This is a genomic window from Nitrosomonadales bacterium (assembly GCA_016716325.1).
Lineage (GTDB): Bacteria > Pseudomonadota > Gammaproteobacteria > Burkholderiales > Gallionellaceae > Gallionella.
This window is the reverse complement of record JADJWO010000001.1, coordinates 1,303,610-1,327,561: the sequence shown is the minus strand read 5'-3', so window position 1 is coordinate 1,327,561 and position 23,952 is coordinate 1,303,610. Positions and strand designations below refer to the sequence as shown.

20 protein-coding genes are annotated in these 23,952 nt (G+C 57.8%); 10 read left to right on the top strand and 10 right to left on the bottom strand.

Features of this window, described 5'->3' with window-relative positions; translation table 11 throughout:
* Positions 1–7: 7 nt before the first annotated feature.
* Both IPM27_06285 and ettA read right to left on the bottom strand, forming a co-directional pair.
* Positions 8–808 carry an endonuclease/exonuclease/phosphatase family protein gene (locus IPM27_06285; GenBank protein ID MBK9161156.1) on the bottom strand — a complete coding sequence of 267 codons (801 nt, stop codon included), beginning with the start codon at positions 806–808 and terminating at the stop codon, positions 8–10.
* An 82-nt stretch (positions 809–890) separates the two neighbouring features.
* Entirely contained in the window at positions 891–2,540 is a 1,650-nt protein-coding gene (gene ettA, locus IPM27_06280; GenBank protein ID MBK9161155.1) for an energy-dependent translational throttle protein EttA, read from the bottom strand.
* Positions 2,541–2,889: 349 nt separating this feature from the next.
* Here ettA and pbpC point away from each other — a divergent pair, with 349 nt between their 5' ends.
* Positions 2,890–5,268, top strand: coding sequence for a penicillin-binding protein 1C (gene pbpC, locus IPM27_06275; protein ID MBK9161154.1), 2,379 nt, complete (start codon positions 2,890–2,892; stop codon positions 5,266–5,268).
* Between the two features lie 3 nt (positions 5,269–5,271).
* Here the strand turns inward: pbpC and IPM27_06270 are convergent, their stop codons facing one another.
* From IPM27_06270 to ssb, 4 genes are all read right to left on the bottom strand, one after another.
* On the bottom strand, positions 5,272–11,121 hold the full coding sequence (locus IPM27_06270; protein MBK9161153.1) for an alpha-2-macroglobulin: 5,850 nt from the start codon (positions 11,119–11,121) through the stop codon (positions 5,272–5,274).
* A gap of 293 nt (positions 11,122–11,414) precedes the next feature.
* A complete protein-coding gene (locus IPM27_06265) occupies positions 11,415–13,001 on the bottom strand; it encodes a peptide chain release factor 3 (protein MBK9161152.1) in 1,587 nt (528 codons plus the stop codon).
* A 314-nt stretch (positions 13,002–13,315) separates the two neighbouring features.
* The gene (locus IPM27_06260) at positions 13,316–14,032 is read right to left on the bottom strand and encodes a hypothetical protein (GenBank protein MBK9161151.1); all 717 of its coding nucleotides are present in this window, start codon (positions 14,030–14,032) and stop codon (positions 13,316–13,318) included.
* 11 nt (positions 14,033–14,043) lie between these two features.
* Positions 14,044–14,469 carry a single-stranded DNA-binding protein gene (ssb, locus tag IPM27_06255; protein MBK9161150.1) on the bottom strand — a complete coding sequence of 142 codons (426 nt, stop codon included), beginning with the start codon at positions 14,467–14,469 and terminating at the stop codon, positions 14,044–14,046.
* A gap of 121 nt (positions 14,470–14,590) precedes the next feature.
* Here ssb and IPM27_06250 point away from each other — a divergent pair, with 121 nt between their 5' ends.
* Complete coding sequence (locus IPM27_06250; GenBank protein MBK9161149.1) at positions 14,591–15,142, top strand: hypothetical protein; 552 nt, start codon at positions 14,591–14,593, stop codon at positions 15,140–15,142.
* A gap of 15 nt (positions 15,143–15,157) precedes the next feature.
* Here IPM27_06250 and IPM27_06245 read toward each other — a convergent pair whose 3' ends face one another.
* From IPM27_06245 to IPM27_06230, 4 genes are read right to left on the bottom strand one after another with little or no spacing between them, the layout of a single operon-like run.
* Complete coding sequence (locus IPM27_06245; GenBank protein MBK9161148.1) at positions 15,158–15,553, bottom strand: hypothetical protein; 396 nt, start codon at positions 15,551–15,553, stop codon at positions 15,158–15,160.
* A gap of 3 nt (positions 15,554–15,556) precedes the next feature.
* A complete protein-coding gene (locus IPM27_06240; protein ID MBK9161147.1) occupies positions 15,557–16,492 on the bottom strand; it encodes a hypothetical protein in 936 nt (311 codons plus the stop codon).
* Entirely contained in the window at positions 16,489–17,475 is a 987-nt protein-coding gene (locus IPM27_06235; GenBank protein MBK9161146.1) for a hypothetical protein, read from the bottom strand. Before IPM27_06235 ends, IPM27_06240 begins: the two co-directional genes overlap by 4 nt.
* Before the next feature lie 2 nt (positions 17,476–17,477).
* The gene (locus IPM27_06230; protein ID MBK9161145.1) at positions 17,478–17,711 is read right to left on the bottom strand and encodes a hypothetical protein; all 234 of its coding nucleotides are present in this window, start codon (positions 17,709–17,711) and stop codon (positions 17,478–17,480) included.
* A gap of 286 nt (positions 17,712–17,997) precedes the next feature.
* Here IPM27_06230 and IPM27_06225 point away from each other — a divergent pair, with 286 nt between their 5' ends.
* From IPM27_06225 to IPM27_06190, 8 genes are all read left to right on the top strand, one after another.
* Positions 17,998–18,975, top strand: coding sequence for a YafY family transcriptional regulator (locus IPM27_06225; protein MBK9161144.1), 978 nt, complete (start codon positions 17,998–18,000; stop codon positions 18,973–18,975).
* A gap of 123 nt (positions 18,976–19,098) precedes the next feature.
* Positions 19,099–19,377 (top strand): hypothetical protein, encoded by a 279-nt coding sequence (locus IPM27_06220; protein MBK9161143.1) that lies wholly within the window; start codon positions 19,099–19,101, stop codon positions 19,375–19,377.
* 72 nt (positions 19,378–19,449) lie between these two features.
* Positions 19,450–19,668, top strand: coding sequence for a hypothetical protein (locus IPM27_06215; GenBank protein ID MBK9161142.1), 219 nt, complete (start codon positions 19,450–19,452; stop codon positions 19,666–19,668).
* A 10-nt stretch (positions 19,669–19,678) separates the two neighbouring features.
* A complete protein-coding gene (locus IPM27_06210; protein MBK9161141.1) occupies positions 19,679–20,209 on the top strand; it encodes a hypothetical protein in 531 nt (176 codons plus the stop codon).
* A gap of 12 nt (positions 20,210–20,221) precedes the next feature.
* The gene (locus tag IPM27_06205; GenBank protein ID MBK9161140.1) at positions 20,222–20,722 is read left to right on the top strand and encodes a hypothetical protein; all 501 of its coding nucleotides are present in this window, start codon (positions 20,222–20,224) and stop codon (positions 20,720–20,722) included.
* On the top strand, positions 20,719–21,312 hold the full coding sequence (locus tag IPM27_06200) for a hypothetical protein (GenBank protein ID MBK9161139.1): 594 nt from the start codon (positions 20,719–20,721) through the stop codon (positions 21,310–21,312). Before IPM27_06205 ends, IPM27_06200 begins: the two co-directional genes overlap by 4 nt.
* On the top strand, positions 21,312–22,097 hold the full coding sequence (locus IPM27_06195) for an ADP-ribosylglycohydrolase family protein (protein MBK9161138.1): 786 nt from the start codon (positions 21,312–21,314) through the stop codon (positions 22,095–22,097). Before IPM27_06200 ends, IPM27_06195 begins: the two co-directional genes overlap by 1 nt.
* A 452-nt stretch (positions 22,098–22,549) precedes the next feature.
* On the top strand, positions 22,550–23,911 hold the full coding sequence (locus IPM27_06190) for a VWA domain-containing protein (GenBank protein MBK9161137.1): 1,362 nt from the start codon (positions 22,550–22,552) through the stop codon (positions 23,909–23,911).
* Positions 23,912–23,952: the final 41 nt, after the last annotated feature.

Genomic DNA, 23,952 nt, shown 5'->3' with positions numbered 1-23,952 from the left:
TCGCTCCCTATAGTCCTATTTCACATGCTATTGGCAAATGGTCTGACAGTGATGGCTTTCCATTCCGGTTTGCAAATGAATAGTTTGTGGTATTTGAAATTAATTTTAATGCGTTGAAATCGAATTTATCTATCAACGAGGGCCTGATAATAACTTGATCGAGAAAATGCCAACTTATTACATCTTCACCAAGCCTTCTGTATTTGTGACTGCCCGGTCTTTCTGCATGTAAAGAGTAGAGAGACCACATCGGGTTATAAAACAGTCGTTTTGACTCATCTGCTCTAGTTACAACATCCTTACTAAAGCAATCCCTTGAATTAGTGGCGCTCAATCCAGAAAAGGAGATCATTGGCATTTCAAATGGATCTACATTGAAATCACCAATAATTAGGCTATCTATAACGCCATGTGTTCTCTCCTCCTCCTGTAATTGCATATGTAGCAACTCAGAAGCCCGCCTCACCTCATCCAACGAATGAGAATATTTGGATGGAAAATGTACGAAGCCAACAATCAACTCCTTTCCCGCACTACACAGCTTCATTAGTGAGAAATATTTGTGTTGATTAAGAAGAGAGACGACTTCGAACCCATCTTTTAGTACAACTCTAATCCTCTCACAGCCTGGAGTCGCTTGAAATAAATACGCTTTGTTATGTTGCGCCCCAAGAGCACTAACCGTAGCAAGCACAGTAGCATCAGTCGTCTCGCAGAATGCAGCAACATCGCAGTCTTCTTCAAGTATCAATTCAGTTAGTTCACTGACGAGAGGCTTATTCTGTGTATTCCAAAATAGAATTTTCACTTACTTAAACCTCGTAACATGTCCCTGTCGAGCTAAATATTGCAATGAGGGAAATCAGTACCGCAATATCCTCGATTGGCATTTAACGGCTAATCGGCTTATACCGAATCCGCTTAGGCTTTGCTCCTTCCTCGCCAAGACGTTTACGTTTATCAGCCTCATATTCCTGATAGTTGCCATCAAAGAACGTCCACTTCGAATCGCCTTCGCAGGCGAGGATGTGGGTGGCGATGCGGTCTAGGAACCAGCGGTCGTGGGAGATGACCGCGACGCAGCCGGCGAATTCGAGCAGTGCATCTTCGAGCGCGCGCAGGGTTTCCACGTCGAGGTCGTTGGAGGGTTCGTCGAGCAGCAGCACGTTGCCGCCGGAGATGAGGGTCTGCGCCAGGTGCAGGCGGCCGCGTTCGCCGCCGGAGAGCTGGCCGACGATCTTGCCCTGATCCGAACCCTTGAAGTTGAAGCGGCCGATGTAGGCGCGCGCCGGGGTTTCGTATTTGCCCACAGTCAAAATCTCGTTGCCGCCGGAGATGGCGTCGAACACGGTCTTGTCGTTCTCCAGCCCTTCGCGTGATTGGTCGACGAAGGCGATCTTGACGGTCTGGCCGATCTTCACTTCGCCGCTGTCCGGTTGTTCTTTGCCGGTGATCATGCGGAACAGGGTGGATTTACCCGCACCGTTGGGGCCGATGATGCCGACGATGGCGCCGGGCGGGATCTTGAAGCTGAGGTTGTCGATCAGCAGGCGGTCGCCATAGGCTTTGCTCACGCCGTCGAACTCGATGACTTCGTTACCCAGACGTTCGCCGACAGGGATGAAGATCTCCTGCGTTTCATTGCGGGCCTGGTGTTCCTGCGAATTGAGTTCTTCAAAGCGGGCGATACGCGCTTTGGATTTGGCCTGGCGCGCTTTGGGGTTCTGGCGTACCCATTCCAGTTCCTGCTTCATCGCTTTTGAATGCGCGTCGAGTTGCTTCTGCTCCTGCGCCAGACGTTCGCCCTTTTGCTCCAGCCAGCTTGAGTAGTTGCCCTTCCAAGGGATGCCGTGTCCACGGTCGAGCTCCAAGATCCATTCGGCGGCGTTGTCGAGGAAGTATCGATCGTGGGTGACAGCGACCACCGTGCCGGGGAAGCGCACGAGGAATTGCTCCAGCCATTCCACCGATTCGGCATCCAGGTGGTTGGTGGGTTCGTCCAGCAGCAGCATGTCGGGCTTTTCCAGCAGCAGCTTGCACAGCGCCACGCGGCGCTTCTCGCCGCCGGAAAGGTTCTTGATCACGGCATCCCATTCCGGCAGACGCAGCGCATCGGCGGCGATCTCCATCTGGTGCGAGGCATCGCTGCCGCTGGCGGCGATGATGTTTTCCAGACGGGCCTGCTCGGCGGCAAGCGCGTCGAAGTCGGCATCCGGCTCGGCATAGGCGGCGTACACCGCATCGAGCTTGGATTGCGCTTTCATCACTTCGCCCAGCGCGGACTCCACTTCCTGGCGCACGGTCTTGGTGGGGTCGAGCACGGGCTCCTGCGGCAGGTAGCCGATCTTCATGTTGGGCAGGTGCTGCACCTCGCCGTCGTATTCCTTGTCCTGCAACGCCATGATGCGCAGCACGGTGGATTTGCCCGAGCCGTTCAGACCCAGCAGGCCGATCTTGGCGCCGGGGAAGAAGCTGAGGGAGATATCCTTGATGATCTGACGCTTGGGGGGAACGATCTTGCTCACGCGGAGCATGGACATTACATATTGACCTTGTGCCATTTTGCGGGTTCTCTATTTGGGTCAGGAAACCACTGGTCAAGTCCGTTCGTGGTGAGTGTTCTCCGTTCGCTCTTTTTCTACTACGCGCTTCCCTCGATACACCGCTGCGCGGCACTCGGGACGAACGGTAGATGGGGCTCAAAGTGAACGAAATATGTATCGAACCATGCTGTCGGACTTGACCGGTGGTTTCCGGGTTGTTGTTCGGAGGTGCGTAGCTTACCGCAAAGCGGGCGCGACTTGAATCGCGTGTATGGCGGGATATCGACGAACCGCCTCCATTCGACTTCTCCACGGACGCATAGTACGCTACGGCGCCGCCACCGATATGGCGCGGCGCATCATTTTCAACCGGGACATTCCAGATTTGATCGCCTTCACGTTGACCAGACGCTTCACCCGTCGCGTACTGATTGCAGTTGCGCTGGGACTGGCGCTGTTCTTCGCCGCCATGGTGCTGTTGCCGCGAATACTGCCCAAACAGCCGCTGCTGGCCAGCACTCCTTCCTCCGTCGCGGTGTACGATGCGGACCGGAACCTGTTGCGCCTTACGCTTGCCAGCGACGAGCAGTACCGTCTGCTGTTGCCGCTTACCAAAGTGAGCCCGGAACTGGTTGAGGCGGTCTTGCTTTACGAGGATCGCGGATTCCGCTGGCATCCCGGCTTCAATCCTTGGTCGCTGTCACGCGCCGCATTTGCCACCGCTACCGGACAGCGCCGCATGGGCGGCTCGACCTTGACGATGCAACTGGCGCGCCGCATCTACCATCTGGATACGCATACCGTGCCGGGCAAGCTGCTGCAAATCCTGCGCGCCGTGCAACTGGAATTGCTTTACACCAAGGACGAAATACTCGAGGCCTACCTCAGCCTGGCGCCGTACGGCGGCAACGTGGAAGGCGTTGCCGCTGCCAGCCTGATTTATTTCGCCAAGCCCGCAGACAAGCTCACCCTGCCGGAAGCGCTAACTTTGGCGGTGATTCCGCAGAACCCGCTGCATCGCGCGCCCGACCAGCCCGGATTGTTGGCTGCCCGCGACCGCCTGTTTGCGCTGTGGTGCGCGCGTCATCCGGAAGCGGAACGTTTGGCCGACCTGCTGCATCTGCCGATCCAGGTGCGCAGCACGCGCAGCCTGCCGTTCCTAGTGCCGCATTTCGTCAGGGAGCGGCTCGCCGCGCGGCATGCCGAGCATGAGCTGATGACCACGATCGACCCACGCCTGCAACGCCTGCTGGAGCGCCGCCTACATGCCTATGTCGAACGGCAGAAGCGCCTCGGCGTGAATAACGCGTCGGCAATGCTGGTGGATATGCGAGACATGGGCGTGAAGGCGGCCGTCGGCTCGGCGGATTTTTTTGACGACGCCATCAGCGGGCAGGTGAGTGCGCTGACCGCCAGGCGTTCCCCGGGCTCCACCCTCAAACCGTTCATCTACGCATTGGCCATGGACCAGGGGCTGATCCATCCGATGACGGTGCTCAAGGACAGCGCGCAATCCTTCGGTGGCTATACGCCGGAAAATTTCGATGGCCGTTTCATCGGTCCGCTGACCGCGACGGATGCGCTTAACCACAGTCGCAATTTGCCCGCAATCGCACTGGCATCGCGGCTGGATAAACCCAGCCTGTACGAATTCCTGCAGGCGGCGGGCATCAGCCGCATGGCATCGGAAAGGCATTACGGGCTGGCGCTGGTGCTTGGCGGCGGAGAGATCAGCATGGAAGAACTGGTGCAGCTGTATGCCATGCTCGCCAACAAAGGGAAGTTGCGTCCGCTGCGCATGCTCGAACAGGACAGGCCGGTCGGGGGAACAAGCCTGCTGTCCGAGGAAGCTTCGTTCATGGTGCTCGATATGCTGCGCCAGAACCCGCGCCCCGATATGGCAGTTTCCAGCGGCATTCCTGCCGGGCTTCCGGTGCACTGGAAGACCGGCACCTCCAACGGTTTCCGCGATGCATGGACGGTCGGCATCTTCGGTCCCTACGTGCTTGCGGTCTGGCTCGGCAATTTCGACAACACGCCCAACCCGGCGCTGATCGGCATCCACATGGCGGCGCCGCTGTTCTTCGAATTGGTCGATTCCATCAATGCCGCACAGCCCGGCCTGTATTCGATGCTGCTGCAACAGCCGCCCAATCTCAGCCGGGTCGAAGTCTGCACCGCCTCCGGCGACCTGCCCAACGCGGATTGCCCGCAACGCTCGCAGACCTGGTTCATCCCGGGCAAGTCGCCGATCCGCGTCAGCACGCTGCACCGCAAACTGGTGATCGACAACGCCAGCGGTCTGGTCGCCTGCCCGCCCAACAAACCGGGACGTACCCGAAGCGAGGTGTTCGAATTCTGGACTTCCGACATGCTGGATATTTTCCGCCAGGCAGGACTGCCGCGCCGCCTACCGCCCGCACACGATCCACGCTGTGCGGACAACGGCGGCGGTACGCCGCCACAGATCACTTCACCGATGCGCGGGGTGACCTACACGATGCGCCTGTCCAAAGACGACGAGCAAACCATCTTGCTGCAGGCCACAATGGACGCAAGCGTCAGCGAAATCTACTGGTTCGCCGGGGAACAATACCTGGGCAAGGCAGCGCGTAACCGCCCCCTGACATGGCAACCCCGGGGCCCCGGCTACTATGTGCTGCGCGCGGTGGACGATGTCGGACGTTCGGATACGCGCGAGGTGACGGTCAGCATCGCGCAGTAAGCCTCACTTCGCTTCTACCGTGATCTTCCCGCCCAGCGCGCGCGCATGGATCCCACGGTCGTACATTCCTTCGGCATAGGTAGGCGGCACGAGGTACTGCCCGATGTTGGTCGCCTTGATCTTGTACACGAACAGATGGGCCGCGTTCTCCACGGTGCCGTACAACACCAGGCGATCCTCCCGCACATCGGCATAGCTGGGCCGCCAGTTCGATTTGTCGCTTCCGACTGGCGATACCCAGTCGCTGTACGAGGAGGTGTAATCACCGTCTCCTTCTTCGTCGTACGACTGGACGGTCTGCGGTTCGGCGCGTGATTCCGGAACGATCTCGAAGCCGCCGGGCAGCAGGTCGACAATGGCCACGTTCTGCAGGGTGCCATTGCCGATGGCGCGGATGCGCAGGCGCACTTCCACTTCATCGCCGAGCTTGATCTTGCTTGCCGGCTTGCCGTTGGCATCCGTGTATTCGCGGAACACTTCAATGCCCTGTTTGATTTCCTGCGCGGGCAACGCGCGGTCGAAGCCGGACTGATTGAGCAGCGTATAGGCGATGTAGTCGCTGTCCGACCCGAAGCGCAGCGCGGTGGCGGCAGTCGAATATTCAGTCTTGGGCATGAGTCCCGCCGGCAGTTTCAATTGCTGCTTGCTGCCATTGGCCAGCACTTCGGCGATGCTGAACTTGCCTGCCGCATCGTTGCCGATGGCCGTGGCATAGGCATCCAGCGCCAGCAGCGTGTATGCGGAAGACAGCGTGTTGTAGCGGTTCTCCCGGATCGGCTTGGCAATGGATTCCAGTGCGTCGGCGTCGAGCCGCTTCAGTTCATCCGGGAAATGCCGCGCCAGCAGGGAAACCAGTTGCGAGTTGCGGCTGAGGCCGTCGTAGTAGTCCTCCCATTTTCCGGCATCGTGCGTGAGCCTGATCCCGTGGATCAGGCCACTGGCCATTCTGCTCTGATGCATGAGCTGGTAGGCCGCCGCAAGATAGGCTGCCGTAATATCCTGCGGCCACACTTTGGCGTGATGTTCTTCCAGCCTGCGTTGCACGGCGGCAGCGTGCTGACCGACCACGATACCCTGCCGCGCCAGCAGGTAAATTGCATAAGCGCGTACCCGTTCGTCTGCAAGCGTGCTGCCCTCGCTCGAAGCCAACTGTTGCAGCCAGCTGTTCGCCGAAATCAGCATGTCCGCCGGAACGGCATGGCCGCGATCCCTCGCTTCCAGCAGGAAGTGCATCGCGTAGACGGACGTCCACGGCACGACATGGTGATTCGCCGCCCAAAGTCCGAACCCGCCTTCCGAGTTTTGGCGGCTGCGCAGGATGCCTATGATGCGGTCGAGGCTGGCTTCGGAGACGTTGCGCGTGACGCCGAATTCCGGGCGAGACTGCAGGATCACGGCGGGTAGCACCTGACTGACCAGTTGCTCGGTGCAACCGTAGGGGTTCTTGTCGAGGTAGGCGACCAGTCCGCGCCCCATGATCAGCGGCAGGTGCGAAATGCCCGCGCTGCGCGTGGCGAATTCGTCATACATCTTGCGGGTCACCGGTTGTTCCAGTGTTCCGTCTTTCAGGTTGCCGAAAGTCAGCTCGACCCGATACGGCACCGGCGGCCGTACGCTGGTATCGACGCTGGATTTCGCGCTATGGCCGTCGTGGGTTGCGGTGAAATGCAGGTTGCCGGAGCCCAGTTTGTCCATTGCGCGCACCCGGAAGGTCGCCACCTTCTCGTGCATCGCATCGATCTTCATGTCCTGCGTTCCGTTGCCGCCAAGCACCGCCAGATGCGGCGAGGTCTTGAGTTCGATATGCACCGGCGCACCTTTGCCGGAGGCGGGCAGGTTGTTGGACACGCCCAGGCTGACCTCGAATTCGTCGCCCGGCGCCACTTGTGTGGGTACGTTGGGCGTGAGCACAAAATCGCCGCGTACCAGTACGTTACTTTCGGTTACGCCGATGGATTCCGGCGAAACGGCTACCGCCATGATGCGCAGTGTGCCGTTGAAGTAATCAGGCACCGTATATGTCAGTTCGCGTTCCACGGGGCCGACATCGACAATGCCGGACCAATAGGCTACCGGCTTGTCGCGCTTGCGCTTGAACGGGTTGAGGTGCTTGCCCAGTGCGCTGTCGGCATCGCCGCCGGGTGCGGCGGATTCCATCAGGCGTTTGAACTCGGGCAGGATCAGGTCGAGAATCTGCGATGTCCTGGTTTCCAGTGCGCGCTTCTGGAAGAAATATCCCAGCGGGTCGGGCGTCTTGTATGCGGCGACCTGCAGGATGCCTTCATCAACGGCGAAGAGCACCAGTTTTGCGGATTTCGCCGCGCGGACTTTCATGCGCAGCGGCTCGCCCGGTTTGACCAGTTCCGGCGTGTTCACGCTAATCTTGTTCTTGCGCCGCTCCAGGCTGATTGAGAACGGTGCCACACCGTGCGACATCGGGCTCATGAAAATTTCCGGCGAATTGAAATCGCGCACGAAAGTGACGGCTACATATCCGTTTCCTTCCATGGCGGCAGGCACGCGGATCTTCTGCACGCTGTTGGTCGTGGTGACTTTGAACCATTGCCATGCATAGACCTTGTCGCGTTCGATGGTGATGAGGCCGTTACCGGTATACGGCGCGCGTATTTCCAGTTCGATATCCTGCCCCGGCGCCACGTCGGTTTTGGCGAGCTTGATCTGCAGTTCGGCGTTCTTTTCCAGTGAACGTGTCAGGTTGGCATGCCCTGCCACCGAATATTCGATCCGGTTCAGCTCCAGTCCCTGCGCATCACGGATCACCATCATGTAATCGCCGGGGTCTTTTGTCGGCAGGTCCAGTCGGGTGCCGCCCGCTGCAATCGCAAAGGATTTTTCTTCGAGCACGACATCCTTGCGCTTGGATTCGTATTTGAAGACGCCCGAATCCTGCTTGGTCAGCACCGACACATACTTGCGTTCGATGCGGATCAGCTTCAGGCCCGAAATCGCGGTCTGTTTCTCGCCGGGATTGATTGCGATCAGGCCGACGGAACGTCTGGCGTCCTTGTTGATGTAGCGCAGATTGCCGTCGGCCTTGAAGCCGACGAGGTAAGGCATGCTGGAAACCAGCACCGCACGCTCGGCAGAAACGCTGCGGCCCCCTGCGGCCTCGAAACCCTGGGCCACGAACAATACGCGATAAGTCGCGCGCGCAAACCGTTGCAGTCGCAAATCGAACTCGGCCTCGCCATTGTCATCGGTGATGCTGTCGGTGAGCCGGTCCTCGAAGCTTTGTTTCGCGCGCAGAGGATCGTAGAAACTGTAATCGCGGTATGACGGAAACGATGGGAAGGACGGATACAGTGTGATGGCCGCGCGCACCTTGCGCTGGGTTGCGGGTGTGCCGAACAGGTTCTGCAAGTTGATGCGCGCCTTCAGGTTCTCAGGCGATATCCAGCCTTCCGCTGCTTCGTCGGAGAAGCGTGCTTCCATTTTCATCCGGTCGGGCTGGAACTCCTGCACCTTGATCTCGGTTGAGCCGATCAGTCCGGCAGCATGGTCATCCTTGACGATATACAAACTGGCGTTCCATGTGCCTGTCGGTGAAGTGTCGAGCGTGGCATAGGCATTTTCCAGGAATCCAGATGCCGGCAATTTGACACGCTCCCGCTTCACGGTCAGCCCGCGCGCATCAGTGATGACCATTTCGAGCGGGATGCCGGCAAGATTGGTGGACCAGTCTGAAGCGCGCACGATCATGCCCAGTTTGAACGCTTGGCCGGGGCGGTAGATGCCCCGATCCGAAAACAGGTAGGCCTGCAACCTGTCGGACTGGATGCCATTGGATACGCCGCCGACATCGAAGCGCGACATGTCGAGCATGCGGTCGTTGCGGTCGTACGGCATGAAAGAGAGGTCGCTGCCTTTCCTGGCCAGATACAGTACCGGTGAACGTTCGCGGGTGAAGTCCTTAAGCGAGGGGAAACTTGCATGACCGTTGTTGTCCGTCTCCTGTGACAGTACCGGCAGCCCGTTCTTGCCGATCACCTGCACGCTGACGCCGCTCACTGGCTCTCCGCTATGGATGGATTGGACAAAGACTTCCTGGCTACCATCCATTCCTTTCTTGACCAGCAGTCCGAGGTCGGTGAGCACGATCAGGCGCGAATCCGGATTGCCTGCGGGCCGGTTGTTTTCCTGGTCGTAAGCCTGCACCTTGACCATGAACAGACCGCGTTTGCCTTCGCTCAGGTATTGGCTGAGGTCGAGCGACGTATATTGCGCCTTGCCTGGCGACAGTCCGGGAAGGTCGGATATCTCTTGGTAACGCTCGGTCAGGTTGTCGAAGTTAAAGTTGTAGTTGCTGAAACCGGGGGTGCCGAAATTACCATAGGTTTGGCTGACCAGATGCTGAATCTGGCCCGGCAACAGGCGGCCGATTTCATACTGCAACGCTTCCACGTCACGCGCCAGCACCGGAACCCTGTGCTCGCCCGACAGCGGCAACAGCGAGCCGGAATGCAGTATGCGCACTTCTTTCGGAAAAGGCTGGACGCGGATGATTCGGTCGAACGTGCCATCCATTTCATAACCGCCAAAGGACTTGAGGCCTTTGTTGACGCGAATATAAATGAATCTCTCTACGTCGGCCTCGAATTTGAAATTGTGTACGTCGGTGTATTCACGCTCGGCGGGGATTGCGGTAAGCGCAAGCCGGTCGGACTGGCCCAGTAGCGCATCGCCGATTTGCGCAAGATTGCCCCAGTAGTAGGGCCGTTTGCGCTGTTCCACCGGCGTTTCCGGATTAAAGACCGGCAATACCCACGCCTGGATCCGGTTTTTCATGTCGTTCTCGTGCACTGCCGCAGACGTTGTCAGTGTCAGTACCTGTTCCGGCTCATAGCGCTCATTGTTTACCAGTTGCATGTCGGCGGAATAAATGCCGAGACTGAATAACCCGGGCACAGGAACTTCCTGTTCAAGCGCGTCGGCGCCAGCGCCTTCTCCGTCTTGCGCGGTCGTACCCGCATCGACTTTTACTGTGAGCGTGGTGTCCTTCGGGGGAATCGGCAGTGGCGCTGAATGGATGAATGCGGCCAGTTTTTTCTTGTCGTAGGTCACGGTGAACGGCGTTGTTTCGCCACCCATACCCAGTACGCCGCTGCTCTGTCCCCGCATGCGCAGGGTGATGCGTTTCTCGAATGACTCCGGTGCAACGGGATGTGAGAAGCCGATGGAGACGATGGCTTTCTTCAGTTCGGAAATGGTTGGATCCTGGTAGAACTCGGAAGACTTGATTGTCATCTCGAAGGGGGCCGTTGCAAACTCAAACGCGTATCGTTCCACTCGTACCGATTGTGTCAGCAGATTGCGCTTGAAACTGACCTTTAATGTCTGTCCGACGGGCCAGTCTTTTGCCGGTTCGAATATCAGTGTCTGGTCGTCGCGCCAACTCCAGCGTCCTTCCAGTTCCGGGCTGATATGCAGCCCGCTTGCTTCCTTGCCTACCATATCCAGCGGTGCCGCCGAGGCCGAGAACTGGATGACCAGCGGTTCGGTCTTGGCATCGTCATTCTCCAACTGCGTGCGTGGTGGATCGATGACTTGCAGGGTGATGAGTTCTGGTTTTGGGATCAGGCTGTAGCCATACCAGGCTCCCCAGCCAGCCGCCAGCACGGAAATCGCTATGACGCTGAATTTTGCAAAGCGGCGGGGATTCAGTTTTATCCACTGTAGCGCCGCAAGCACACCCCGGTAGCAGAACTTGCCCCAGGACGGGCTTTGCCACTGCCAATGACCGAATAGCGCTACCAGCAACAGCTTGCATACCTTCCAGATCCAAAGTGCAAACTTGGAGATCACGCTTAACCCTCGAACCAGCGAAGAATGCATGGATTGCCCCTTAAAATTTTCTCAGCCATATCGAGTGGCAGCAATTTGAAAGATGACCGTAAAAATGAATTTCACTTAGCCCTGGCTATTCGCCGTCGGCGTCGCTCAACACAATTACTCCATGTTCATTCATTTACTGCGCCTCCGGGGAAGGCACGTTTGTTTGCGTGGAGCGGTTGTACCAAGCCATTCGTACTTTCCTGATTGTGTGCTGTTCCAAAAAAGTGCCGTAGCTTACCGCAAAGCGGACGCGACTTGAATCGCGTGTATGGCGGGATGTCCCCGGGCAGGGATCAGGACAGTTGCTGGCCGTGCTCGCGCGTCGCGTGGAATTGCACCTTGGGCCAGCGTTCCTGCGCGAGGCGCAGGTTGACGCCGGTGTCGGCGAGGTAGGCGTAGTTGCCGTCCACGTCCTTCGCCAGACGGCCCTGGTTGGCCTTGACGAATTCGTTGAGGTGGTTGGCGTCGGCGCAGGTGACCCAGCGCGCGGTGTGGATGCCGGCGCGCTCGAATACCGCGTCCACCCCGTATTCGGCCTTGAGGCGGTGTTCGACGACCTCGAACTGCAACTGGCCGACCGCGCCGATCAGCGGGGCGTTGTCCACCAGCGGCGAGAACACCTGCACCGCGCCTTCTTCGCCGAGCTGGCGCAATCCCTTTTCCAGTTGCTTGGCCTTCATCGGGTCGCGCAGGCGCGCGCGGCTGAACAGTTCCGGCGCGAAGTAGGGGATGCCCTTGAAGGTGAGCGCCTCGCCTTCGGTGAGCACGTCGCCGATCTGCAACTGGCCGTGGTTGTGCACGCCGATGATGTCGCCCGCGTAGGCTTCTTCCATGCGCGAGCGTTCGTTGGCCATGAAGGTGACCGCGTTGGCGATCTTCATGTCCTTGGCGGTGCGGCGATGTTTGACCTTCATGCCGGGGCTGTAGCGGCCGGAGCACACGCGCATGAACGCGATGCGGTCGCGGTGGTTCGGGTCCATGTTGGCCTGGATCTTGAACACGAAGCCGGTGAACGGCGTTTCGTCGGGCTGCACCATGCGCTTGTCGGTCTCGCGCGGCAGCGGGGAGGGCGCCCAGTCCACCAGCGCGCGCAGCACTTCGCGCACGCCGAAGTTGTTGATGCCGGAACCGAAGAACACCGGGGTCTGCTTGCCGCCGAGGAATTCGTGCAGGTCGAACGACGCGCCCGCGCCCATCACCAGTTCGGTCTCGTCGCGCATGGTCTGCATCTCGCTGGGGCATAGCTCCGCGAGCTTGGCTATCTGCGCGCCCTTGAGCACTTCGACGTCGCCGCCGGCCTTTTCCTCGCCGGGCGTGAAGCGCATCACCTCATCGTTCAGCAGGTGGTACACGCCCTGGAAGCGCTTGCCCATGCCGATCGGCCAGGTCACCGGCGCGCAGTGGATCTTCAGCACCGATTCGATCTCGTCCAGCACTTCCAGCGGCTCGCGCACCTCGCGGTCCATCTTGTTGATGAAGGTGATGATGGGCGTGTTGCGCAGGCGGCACACTTCGAGCAGCTTGATGGTCTGCGCTTCCACGCCCTTGGCGGCGTCCACGACCATCACGGCGGCGTCCACCGCGGTCAGCACGCGGTAGGTGTCCTCGGAGAAGTCCTGGTGGCCCGGCGTGTCGAGCAGGTTGATCACGCAGTCGTCGTAGGTGAATTGCATCACCGAACTGGCGACCGAGATGCCGCGTTGTTTTTCGATCTCCAGCCAGTCCGAGGTCGCGTGGCGGCCGCTCTTGCGCGCCTTGACCGTGCCGGCCATCTGGATCGCGCCGCCGAACAACAGCAGTTTTTCGGTCAGCGTGGTCTTGCCCGCGTCGGGGTGCGAGATGATCGCGAAGGTGCGGCGGCGCTTGACTTCGCGCGCAATGCCCCGATCGACAGCGGAGGTGCCCGATGCGATGTCTGGGGATGCGTTGTCGGATTGTTGTGTCATTGCCTGTTGCCGCCGTAAAAGACAAATGCCCGAACGGGTCGGGCATTTTCCTGCTGATATCTGGTGGTGGAACAAGTCCGCCACGAAAACCGAGATTCTAAGGCAAAAAGTGCGTTTTGGGAAGGGCTTGCAGCCAGTTCGGACTACAGAGGAAGCATATCCAACTCCTCCCAAGCGCTCTCAATCACCCCGCTCAAATAGCTTGAGTTTGGTTCCCGCAATCCACTCTCGAACTCCTGCCCCAAAAGTTACAAACAGATCGAGAGATTGATTTCGCCCCGAACTCGCTGGATTTGGATTCTCGCCAGCCGGTTGCCACCGTGTTTTTTTGGATTGGTGGATCTGCCCTCAACTTCTGCGCCATAGGCTGCCCGGAATCCTTGATTCATTGTGCGCACTTCTTCGTCGATGCGCGCCTGGTCACCCGTGATGTCTATTGAAATTAGCTGGCTCTCGATACCGAACGGTTCATCGTCCTGCGGTTCCTCATCAATTGGACTGTCAGGAATCTGCATGGCTGTTCCGACCCTTTCCTCCAAGGTGTCTTCATCGCCATCGGTCGAACCGCATTCTCGATTGCTTTCACACTCATCCACTGCAGCCCAATATTCCTCCAGCAATTCGGCGCTAACTTCGTCATCCTCATCCGAGAGCTTAGAGGGAGGGCAGCAATCCCAACACGAGCCGCAGTCTGCCGATTCAAGCTTCCGTTGGTAGCTCGCGATAGCTTCGTCGGCAATCTTGTGCGACTCAACCCAGTTGGCGGTGTCGGCTAATTTTCTGGCACCCAGGAAGATTTCAGGGTCGAATTGGGCGACATACCTTTTGGCTGCAATGTAGCCATCCCAGTAGCCTGCGCCCGAAGCTGGCTTGAATAGAACGATTCGGCCCAGCTTTGGAACGTCCCACATTTGCAGCTGAAATCCGTTCTGCTCAACCCAGTCTTGTCCGGTGATAGTTGCCATCGTGACCTCCACTAGAACGGAATCGTGTCGTCGACGACATATCGCGACGGCGTGAGTGATGGCATCTCTCGTGGCAAATCGCTGGGCACGGTCCCCTGATCCGATTTCTTGCCGAGCATCTTCATTTCATCGGCCTCGATTTCAGTCGTATATCGCTCGGCCCCATTCTTGTCGGTCCACTTGCGAGTACGCAGCCGACCCTCAACGTAGATGTGCGATCCCTTTTGCAGGTACTGGCCTGCGATTTCAGCCAGGCGCCGATATAGGACGACACGATGCCACTCGGTCGCTTCTTTCATGTCGCCAGTGTCTCTATCTCGCCATTTATCAGTAGTGGCCAGCCGGATGTTGCACACCGCCGTGCCGTCAGGGAAAGCGCGCGATTCTGGGTCAGCACCCAGGTTTCCAATAAGCATGACGCGGTTTAAAGATGACATGATGCCCTCCGTTACGCATTTGATGCGAATATATGATTGCATGATGTTACTGCAAACTTCCATCATGTCAACATATCGCATGCATCATGTCGTATAATCTGAACATGATGCGGGAGGAGCTATGGAACTTGTGATCACGTCGGAAGACTTTCGTCGGCTATCGCCGGCGACCCAAAAGGAACTCTTGGCGGTTCTGATGGGGGGCGATGGAGACGGCGATGCCATGCTTGGCCTAGATGACTACGACTCCATGCCGGCCAGTGGCTCACAGGTCGGAAGCGCCAGCACGGGCAAGCGCGTATTCCCGATAAATCCAGCGCAGGCCACGGAGCTACTCTCCAATCTCGCTGAGAAAAGCCAGCAGACGCTGCGCTTGTTCGCCGTGGGAGAGCGAGTCGCCGTTGACGATTTAGTTGGCGAGGACCGCCCGTACAAGGACATGAACGATCTCAAGCGAAGTTTTGTTGGCGCGGTCAATCGGCGCCTGCGAACGGTCGTCGGCAATCGATCTGCCGTACTTTTCAGTTCCGATCGCGATCGCCAGAAAATTCGCGTATTGCCAACAGCGGCGTCTGCACTCCGACAAGCGATGGGAATTCCCGAACCTGAAGGAATTGATTCATACGACGGTGCTGATTTCGATGGCGCGCTCGATGAAGAACAGGAAGTCTGACCCGGAAATCGGGCTTCAATCAATCCAACTAGCTAGGTTTTGCCTGGCTAGATGAGCAAAAAAACGCCCGGCATCCTGCGTTGGATGCGAGCCGTCTTCACGTGTAGTCCCGTTATCACGGCGCATCAATACTTCCATTCCGGTGCATTCTCGGATTGCTTCAACGATTCTCTTCCCAATGCCGCACCTCGTGTAACCAGGCACTTTGTCGAGATAAATGTTGGTTAGTAACGCCCCGTATTCGTCCTCACCGCCATGGCCGAGTATTGTGGGGTACTCGTTCCAGTCCATGTGCCCGATTAGTTTCCCGTTGTGCCAGGCCTCTGCATGACTAGCATCCTCATCGAGTCGAATATCAATGCACCTCCCTTGCTTGTCACGAAAATCAAATCTAATCATCAAAGCACTCATTCATCACAGAACCCCTCGGCCAGTTTCAGACTTCAGGAGTGCAGCCAACTGGGATCCCGACTTCAGTTTCTCGATGAAGGTGCAACCAGCGTTATGGGGCTGCCAGTAAGGACAAGCCAAGAAGTAGGCATCCAGTAGCCCAGTCGCGTTCTGTTTGCGTCGAAGCACCATGTTCTCGCCATGGACCGGGCACGTCGCCAATTCAACTCCGCGATGGCCTTTTGCAAGATCCGACTTCAGATCGCGCAGGCGCGTATCGATGACTTCTTCAGTCCCCTTGTCGGTCAGGATGATGCCGAACTCCTCAGCCGTCACTGAAAACTCCGGTGCGGTGGTATCCGTCATCAGTCCATAGTCATTGCGCTGAAGCTTCTCGGTATGGGTGCAGGCCTTCTTATCACCCTGCTGGATGTACCAACCTGTACAACCCCAATAGAAATCCTTTGGCCCAGCAACGGCAAGATCACGCTTCCACTGAAGTTTCATTGGTCGGTTGCAGATGCGACAGATTTTGCCAAGCGTGTCGGCGAAGGCGTTGTACTGAAGAACGTGCGTGGTTTCGAGATCGATCTCAACCTTGTCGATCACGCTCTCGGATTCGATAATCTTTTCAGCGGCGCGGACCTCCTTGCCTTGGTCGAGCTCGGAAAGAAGTTGTTCGCGCTCGGCTCGTAGATCGTCCCACCGCCGTCGCGCACGGTCGTTGAGACCACCACTGGACATGCGCTGGTTCCGCAGATGCATGATCTCGTCGTTAACTGAACGCAACCGGTCTTTCTTGCGGGTGAGTTCATTGACCACGCTCTCGCCAGTGGCCCCGCCCTGTCGCTTGTAGGCTTCGTAGCCACGCTTGATACCGGCAATAACCTGTACGGTGGTGTCGACGAGAACTCCGAGCAGCGTGCCCAGGCCATTGGCCAGTCGGTCAAGAAAACTCATAACACTTCCCCAGGAAGGAGTCGGCTTTGCTGCGCCAGCCGCATCGATAGCAATCGGTCCGTATCGGCGCGATAGGAGCTGAGGATGGCCTCATGGTTCCAGTAGTGGTCGAACAGCAGTCCGCCCGCGAACGCAGCAGGTATCGCGAACAAACCACCGCCGACCGCATAGACGGCCGCCCCGGCGAGTTTGGCCGCTACGATGCGCTGTCCCCGGCGAGCGATCGCCAGTTTGAACTGATCAAGTGACTGCTGACCCACCGACACTTTGTAACCTTCCCAGCCGGCGATTGCGACCAGCGGGAAGAGCGGACTGAAATAGTCGAGAAAACGGTCGGTCACGGAGTCGTCCATGACATCAATCGCCGACGATACATGATCGCGCAGGTCATCCTCGGTGATGCCGCTATCGAGCACAAGCCCGGAGTAAGCCACTTCGTGCGTCGCCAAAATCTCAATGTCGGGATACCGGTGCAACGCTTCCTTGATGTATCCAGCGCTGTCAGTCGCCTTTAGCTGAAGATAGTCGGCGGTGGCGCCGTCGGGCCCAACGATCCGCATATCCCATCCAGGCTGATTCAACGTGTCCGCCAACACGGCGTGGTAACCATCCGGTAAAAGCACTGGACCAACCTGCTCACCCGCATTTAAGCGATCGGCCACTAAATATTCGAAGTATTTACCTTTCGCCGTATTGATCGCGCCACGCAGTTCATCGTCACTCAGACCGAGGAAATGCTCATCAGTGAGTGAGGGATTTGTGACACGGATGGCCTCCACCAGTCGGGGATCCAAGTCGGATATGTCGTGGCCGAGAAACGCTTCTGCGGATGCAGCGGTCAAGGTCAGGTCAAACAACGATTCACGATTGGCCTTCAGATAGCGCTGAAACGCATCGTAGAACTGCTCGCCCCCGGGCCGATCACCAACCTGGCCATATTGCCGACTGAGCAAACTCAATTTGGAGTTTGGGACGAGGTTCATGGCTATTTGACCAAACTACGAATGGAGGCCACTTCCGCCTTGACCCGTTGCAAATCAGCAACCCAGCCGGAGGCGGAAATTCCCTCGGGTTCCAGCCCCAACCCCTCCTCGATTCGCGAAACTCGCTTCTCAAGTTGCTGGATGAAGGAGTCCATACCACCCAGAACCTCTTCCACCATCAGGAGGTGTTGCTCAATCTGCGAGCGCAAGTCGCTCTTTGTCAGCTCTTCGAACATATCGGCATGGCTCCCTGACTGCGTTTCTTGGTATGTATTTGGCAATTAGACGCCATAATCGTAATGCCGTACAGGCTCACCTGGTGCGCCCATGACGATAAACAATGGTGCCTCCTCGTCGAATTGAACAGGCACCATGGGCAGACTCCTGTCACCGCAAACGAATCGAAGCAACCAAGCGCATCCCCTCGGCATTCTTCTGTTGCCCGCATTTCCGTGTCATGATGCACCCTCTCGGGCTCATGGACTAAGCCCGTCTTTCTTCGCGATACCCTCGGAGATCGGCATGAGTGGGATGGAGCGCATCTATCAGATAGATCAGATTCTGGCCGGACGGAAGTTCGTCCCGCGCATGGAATTGCAAGAGCGTCTGGGCGTTTCTTGGGCGACATTGAAGCGGGATTTGGCCTACCTCAAGGATCGGCTCAACGCGCCAATCATCTTCGATCGCGATCTCGGTGGCTACCGATTCGAGACGGAAGGCAAACGCATTGGTCAGCAATATGAGTTGCCCGGGCTCTGGTTCTCGGCGGAGGAAATCCACGCCTTGCTGACCATGCAACACCTGCTGTCCAATCTTGACACAGGCGGCTTGCTCGGCCCGCAAATCAAACCACTGTTGGCCCGGCTAACTGGACTGCTTGGGACAGCTGACAACCCAGCGGAAGAAGTTCAGCGGCGAATTCGTATTGAGACCGTCGGCGCCCGGCAGTTCCATCTCGACCATTTCCAGGCCGTAGGTTCCGCGCTACTACGGCGCAAGCGGCTGGTGATCCGCTACCACGCCCGGGGCACAGATGAGGAGACTGAACGGGAGGTTTCCCCGCAGCGCCTAGTGCATTACCGAGACAACTGGTATCTGGACGGGTGGTGCCACCTGCGCGATGGGCTGCGTGCATTCTCAGTGGACGCCATCAAGCATGCTGAAATTCTCGACAAGCGTGCCAAGGATGTCGCAGACAAACGCCTAGACGAGGTCTTGGGGTCGGGATACGGGATTTTTTCCGGGGAAAACATCTCTTGGGCCACCTTGCGCTTTTCGCCGGAGCGTTCCCGCTGGGTATCCTCAGAGCGCTGGCACCCGAACCAACGCGCCAAAATCAGCAAGGATGGCTCATTTGAGCTCAAGGTTCCCTACGCCGACGATCGGGAATTGATTATGGACATCCTCAAGTACGGCGGGGACTGTCAGGTCGTTGAGCCCAAGGCGCTACGCGATCGCGTCGTCACCGAATTCAAGCGCGGACTATCGCAGTACGCGTAGGCGGTTACGTAGGCAGACTGAGCCCAGGATTTAAAATATCACGGCGTTGATGTTTGGGCGCATTCTGTGAGCCTCACCCCCCGTAGCATGGCACCTGTCATAACTGCCACCAGGGGACGAACCATGCTACCGATCACTCACCATGCTCAGACGCGCCTCCAGCAGCGAGGCATTCCGGCGGTCGTCGTTGAGCGCTTGCTCGACTTCGGACGTCAGACCCATGACCACCGGGGCGGGACGATTGTCTTTTTTGATCACCGGGCGCGCAACACGCTACGGCGTCAGATAGCCAGCGACTCCTACAAGCAGATCGAATCGCATCTCGACACCTATGCCGTGCTCGGCGCGGACGGCGTAGTGGTGACGGTGGGGCATCGGACGCAGCGGATCAACCGGCACTGACTTTACATAACTATCGGTTTTTTGATCCTAGAGAACCGTACCCTGAGTGATTTTCATCAGCGAAGGAATTCAATGACCACGACACAACTCCTCGATCGCAAGCCCCCCTTCGTGATCACCTGCCCGGAGTGCGGCAACCAAGACGTGAAGTTGCTTCGACACTGGAACGATCGACCGAGCAAGGCACCGGCCCCCACCTTCGACCCGACGCATCAGTGCGAGCGCTGTGGCTTTCGCTGGATCTACCGGTCTCCAAAGGACAAGATTCGCTCATTCCTGCTGGACAACTGAGGAGCAGACCATGATGCAGCCCAAAATCGTCAACGCTGAACGACTCGCTGTCTTTCACTTGCCTGCTGGCTATGCTGCCACGCTCCTGGGCAATGTGGAATCCGCCGGCATCATCGAGTACCACTACGTAATGGTTGTGTTTGGCCCGGACCAGCAGATCTGTATGTTCACCGGCTCGGAGTGGAGCAACCAAGATCCCTCCTACAAGAACGAACCGGTCTTCGGAATATTCGGCGAGGACGGCCATGCGGGGTGTGGAGGATCACCTGACTGGCTCGATCCTGCGCTTTTCGTGTTGCGATCGGTGGACGCGGTGAAGGAGCGCTTCTCGATCACAGACCCGGAGTTGTCCGAAGCTGAGGCTTGGGGATTGACCCAGATACTGAAGCGGATTCAGGAGTTACCCGGCGATCCCGACGCACCACAGAAGGCCCCACTGTGGGCTGCGCTCAGCAAGAACGACGCAAGACTAGTGGAGTACATGAAAAAGGGCATGGGCGACCCTTCCACCGAAGGCGCTGCTTTGGATGTACGACACTGAAAGGAAGAGTGAATGACAGCACAGATTGGAGAAAGGCTGATTTTCGAGGGTCGGGAAGTGTCCATGTGCTCCGAGCCGCTTGGCGACTATTTCGCATACGGTGGTAACAAGCCAGAATTTGATTTCAACTGTACCGCGCTATGGCGTGGCTATGTCGGCACATGGGAGTTCATCAATGATCGACTGTATGTGGTCGGCCTGACTGGCACACTCAAGGACGGCACGGAAGCGACGCTCGAAACTGTTTTCCCCGGCTACCCCGATCGGGTGTTCGCACATTGGTACTCGGGAACCCTGCGAATTCCAGAAGGGAAAATGCTCGAGTACATCCATATGGGCTATGGCAGCACCTACGAGCGTGACCGTATTCTCAAGATCGAAAAGGGTGTCGTGGTTGGCTGTCACGTTCGCCAAAACGGCGTGGCGGAGGAAAGCGATGGGCCAGAAGGGTACGGCATCGGTGCAATGACGGTATTTCCCCGGCGAACCGGCGATGAGGATGACAATCGATGACCTACTTGTACGGGTACCTCGGAATCGGCGCCGTTTTCCTGGCAGTCATCTTCATTTCCCACCAACTGACCAAATCAGCCGCCGATGACCGGATCGCTGATCTGTTGCTCGCTGCTGACCCGAGTAGTAATAAGTGGTGGTGGAAGCCACTCAATAAGGTCATCGTACCGATACTCGCTGCCATCATGATTCTGGCGGTATGGCCAGTCGCCATCTATTGGAAAGCCAAGGAGATGATCGATGCACGAAACGTGAAGGAAGCAGAGCCCCCCAAGGAGTTCGCCGTCACCCGGGACCATCTCTTGAAACGCTGGTCGGTGGCCGAGATCGAGATAGCCGAGATCGTCAGCGATCCATTGGGAGCGGCACCTCGACTACCATTTGGCCACCTCAACCCGGCATGGGAGACTTTCAAGCAATCGATCGGAGATGGGGATTTGCTGTGGTCGTTTTCCGCTCCGTGGACATCGGACTGGGGACGCAACGAGGTCCGCGATGGGTATGTCGTCTTGCGCGGTGAAGCTATCGGGCCACACTTCCTTACCCGCTGGGTAATTCTCGACAGAGAAAACGAAGAAGGGGAAAACTGATGCTGGGTGCGATCATCGGAGACATCGTCGGCTCCGTTTATGAATTCAACAACTATCGAGCCAAGGATTTTCAGCCATTCTTTCACCCGAAAGCATTCTTCACCGACGACACCGTGTGCACGGTCGCAGTCGCCGATGCACTGGTCAATGGTAAAGACCCCGCCGGCACGCTGCGCGAATGGGGACGTCGATATTGGGACAATGGCGGCTGGGGGCAACGATTCGCCCTGTGGATCGCCACCGACGATATGGGGCCCTACAACAGCTTCGGCAATGGTGCAGCGATGCGCGTCTCTGCCGCCGGACTCCTGGCCGACAGTGTCGAAGACGCCATTACGCTCTCCAACCGTGTCACTGAAGTCACCCACAATCATCCCGAAGGCCTGCGGGGCGGTGCTGCCACGGCGGTTGCGATTCACCTCGCCCGAACCGGCCAGACTGCCAGCGAAATTCGTCAGGCAATCACTCTGCAATTTGAATACGACCTGACGCAGACAGTCGACGGGATCCGCCCGACCTACCGTTACAACGAGCGTAGCCAGGACACTGTGCCGCAAGCTCTGATCTGCGCATTGGAAGCGACGAACTTTGAGGACGCCATTCGGAACGCGATCTCTATTGGTGGCGACAGCGATACGATTGCGGCGATTGCAGGCCCCGTTGCCGAAGCGCTTTTCGGAATTGATGATGAAATTGCCGCACGAGCCTGGGCCTATCTACCGAACGAAATGCGCGGCATTGTTCAGGCCTTGTACGCATCCGCCGGACAAAAAGACAGATTCTGAACGCGGTAGGATTAGCATGTCATGACCGACTGAAACTGAGGACCCACCCAATTGGTAAAAGCAAAAGTAAAACCCAAAGCCGTGCCTGCAGGTCTTGTATGGTGCACAGAATGCGCGACTCGGCTCCGCAAAGACAAGGCGGAAATCCGTGCGCACTACCTTAAGGACCACCGTATCGACCCAGGGTACAAGTTGTATCAGACGGTTCTCAATAACCACGAATGCATCAATGGGGAGATTCGGACTGGCGTTGTCCGAGCATCACCGACAGATGGCGTCGATGACTATGACCGCAAGCACTCGGGCAAGCTTCCCGGTCAGGTCTCTGCTGGCGCGTTCGGCATGAAGAGATAAATTTAGGCACCAATTTTGTCGGGCGCATTCCATGAGCCCCTGACCCCGTATCTTGTCATCCATGCGCCGGCAATTGTGCCGGACGAACAGGAGATGAGATGCAAAACAACAATACACCGCAAGTCCTGATCACCCCGCTCAAGCCTGCCCTGATTATGGGTATGGCCCAAAAACTCCCTGTGCTGGTGCGAGTGCAGGCACCTGACCCTGATCCGGCGCAAAAGAAGGACCGCAAACCTTACCACCTGTCCCTGGTCATTGATCGTTCCGGGTCTATGTCAGGCGAACCGCTGATGGAGGCCGTTCGCTGCGCCAAACACATTGTCGATCGCCTCGAATCAACCGATGTGGCTTCGTTGATCGTTTTCGATGATCGCGTCAAAACCCTGACTCCGGCCAAACCTGTCGGTGACCGCAAAGCCATCTATGCCGCCTTGGCCCACGTCCACTCGGGCGGATCGACCAATCTAAATGGTGGCTGGCAGGCGGGTGCGGCATCCATTCTCGATGACGCCAAGCAAGCCGCGTTGGCCAGGGTCATCCTGCTTTCCGACGGCAATGCCAATGTTGGCGACACCACGGATACCAACGAAATTGCCGCCTTCTGCGCAGATGCTGCCGAGAAGGGTGTCACGACATCAACCTACGGTCTCGGCCGAGACTTCAACGAGGAGTTGATGGTCGAGATGGGCAAGCGCGGTGGTGGCAATCACTACTATGGTGACACTGCCGCTGACCTCTTCGAGCCGTTCGCTGAGGAATTCGACTTCATCTCCAACTTGTACGCGCGGCAGGTTCGCCTGTCGTTGGCCGCACCGGAGGGCGTCAAAATCACTCTGCTCAATGACTACCAGGTTGAGCAGCGCGAAGGCTTTCCGTTGATTCGGCTGCCCGACATTCCCCTTGGCGCAGAAGCATGGGCGCTGGTCGAACTCGAGATTCCAGCAGGGATGGCCCTTGAGTCCGGTAACCAGCTCTTGCAGGCGGGGGTGACGGCGGTCAATCCCGATGGCGCCCCGCTTGCGTTCCCGGACGCAACATTGGCCCTGAAAGCTATGTCGCCCCAGGCATGGGAGGCCCTACTGCAAGATCCCTTGGTCGTGGCCAGGCAAACTGAACTGGAGGCCGGGAAATTCCTGGATCAAGCTCGTGCCGCCGCCGAGCATGGTGACTGGGACACGATTCAAAAAATGATCGTGGAAGGCCGCAAGCGCTTTGCTGACCATCCCTGGGTGATGGAAGTATTGGAAGGCATGGCTGAGATCGCCAAGGAAATGGACGGTGCCCGTTTCCGCAAGGAGGCCATGTATTCGAGCCGCAAGATGTCCTCGCGTGTTTCCGCCAAGGAAGAAATGCTCATGAGCATGGCGGCAGAGTCCGTTTCGCCCAGTTTCCTGCGGCGCAAGAAATCGCAGGGCAAGGCTCAATTCGAGCAACGGCCCGACGACACCAACAAGTAACTGAAGTGCTGGCGGGAGGCAATTTGCCTCCCGTTTTCGGC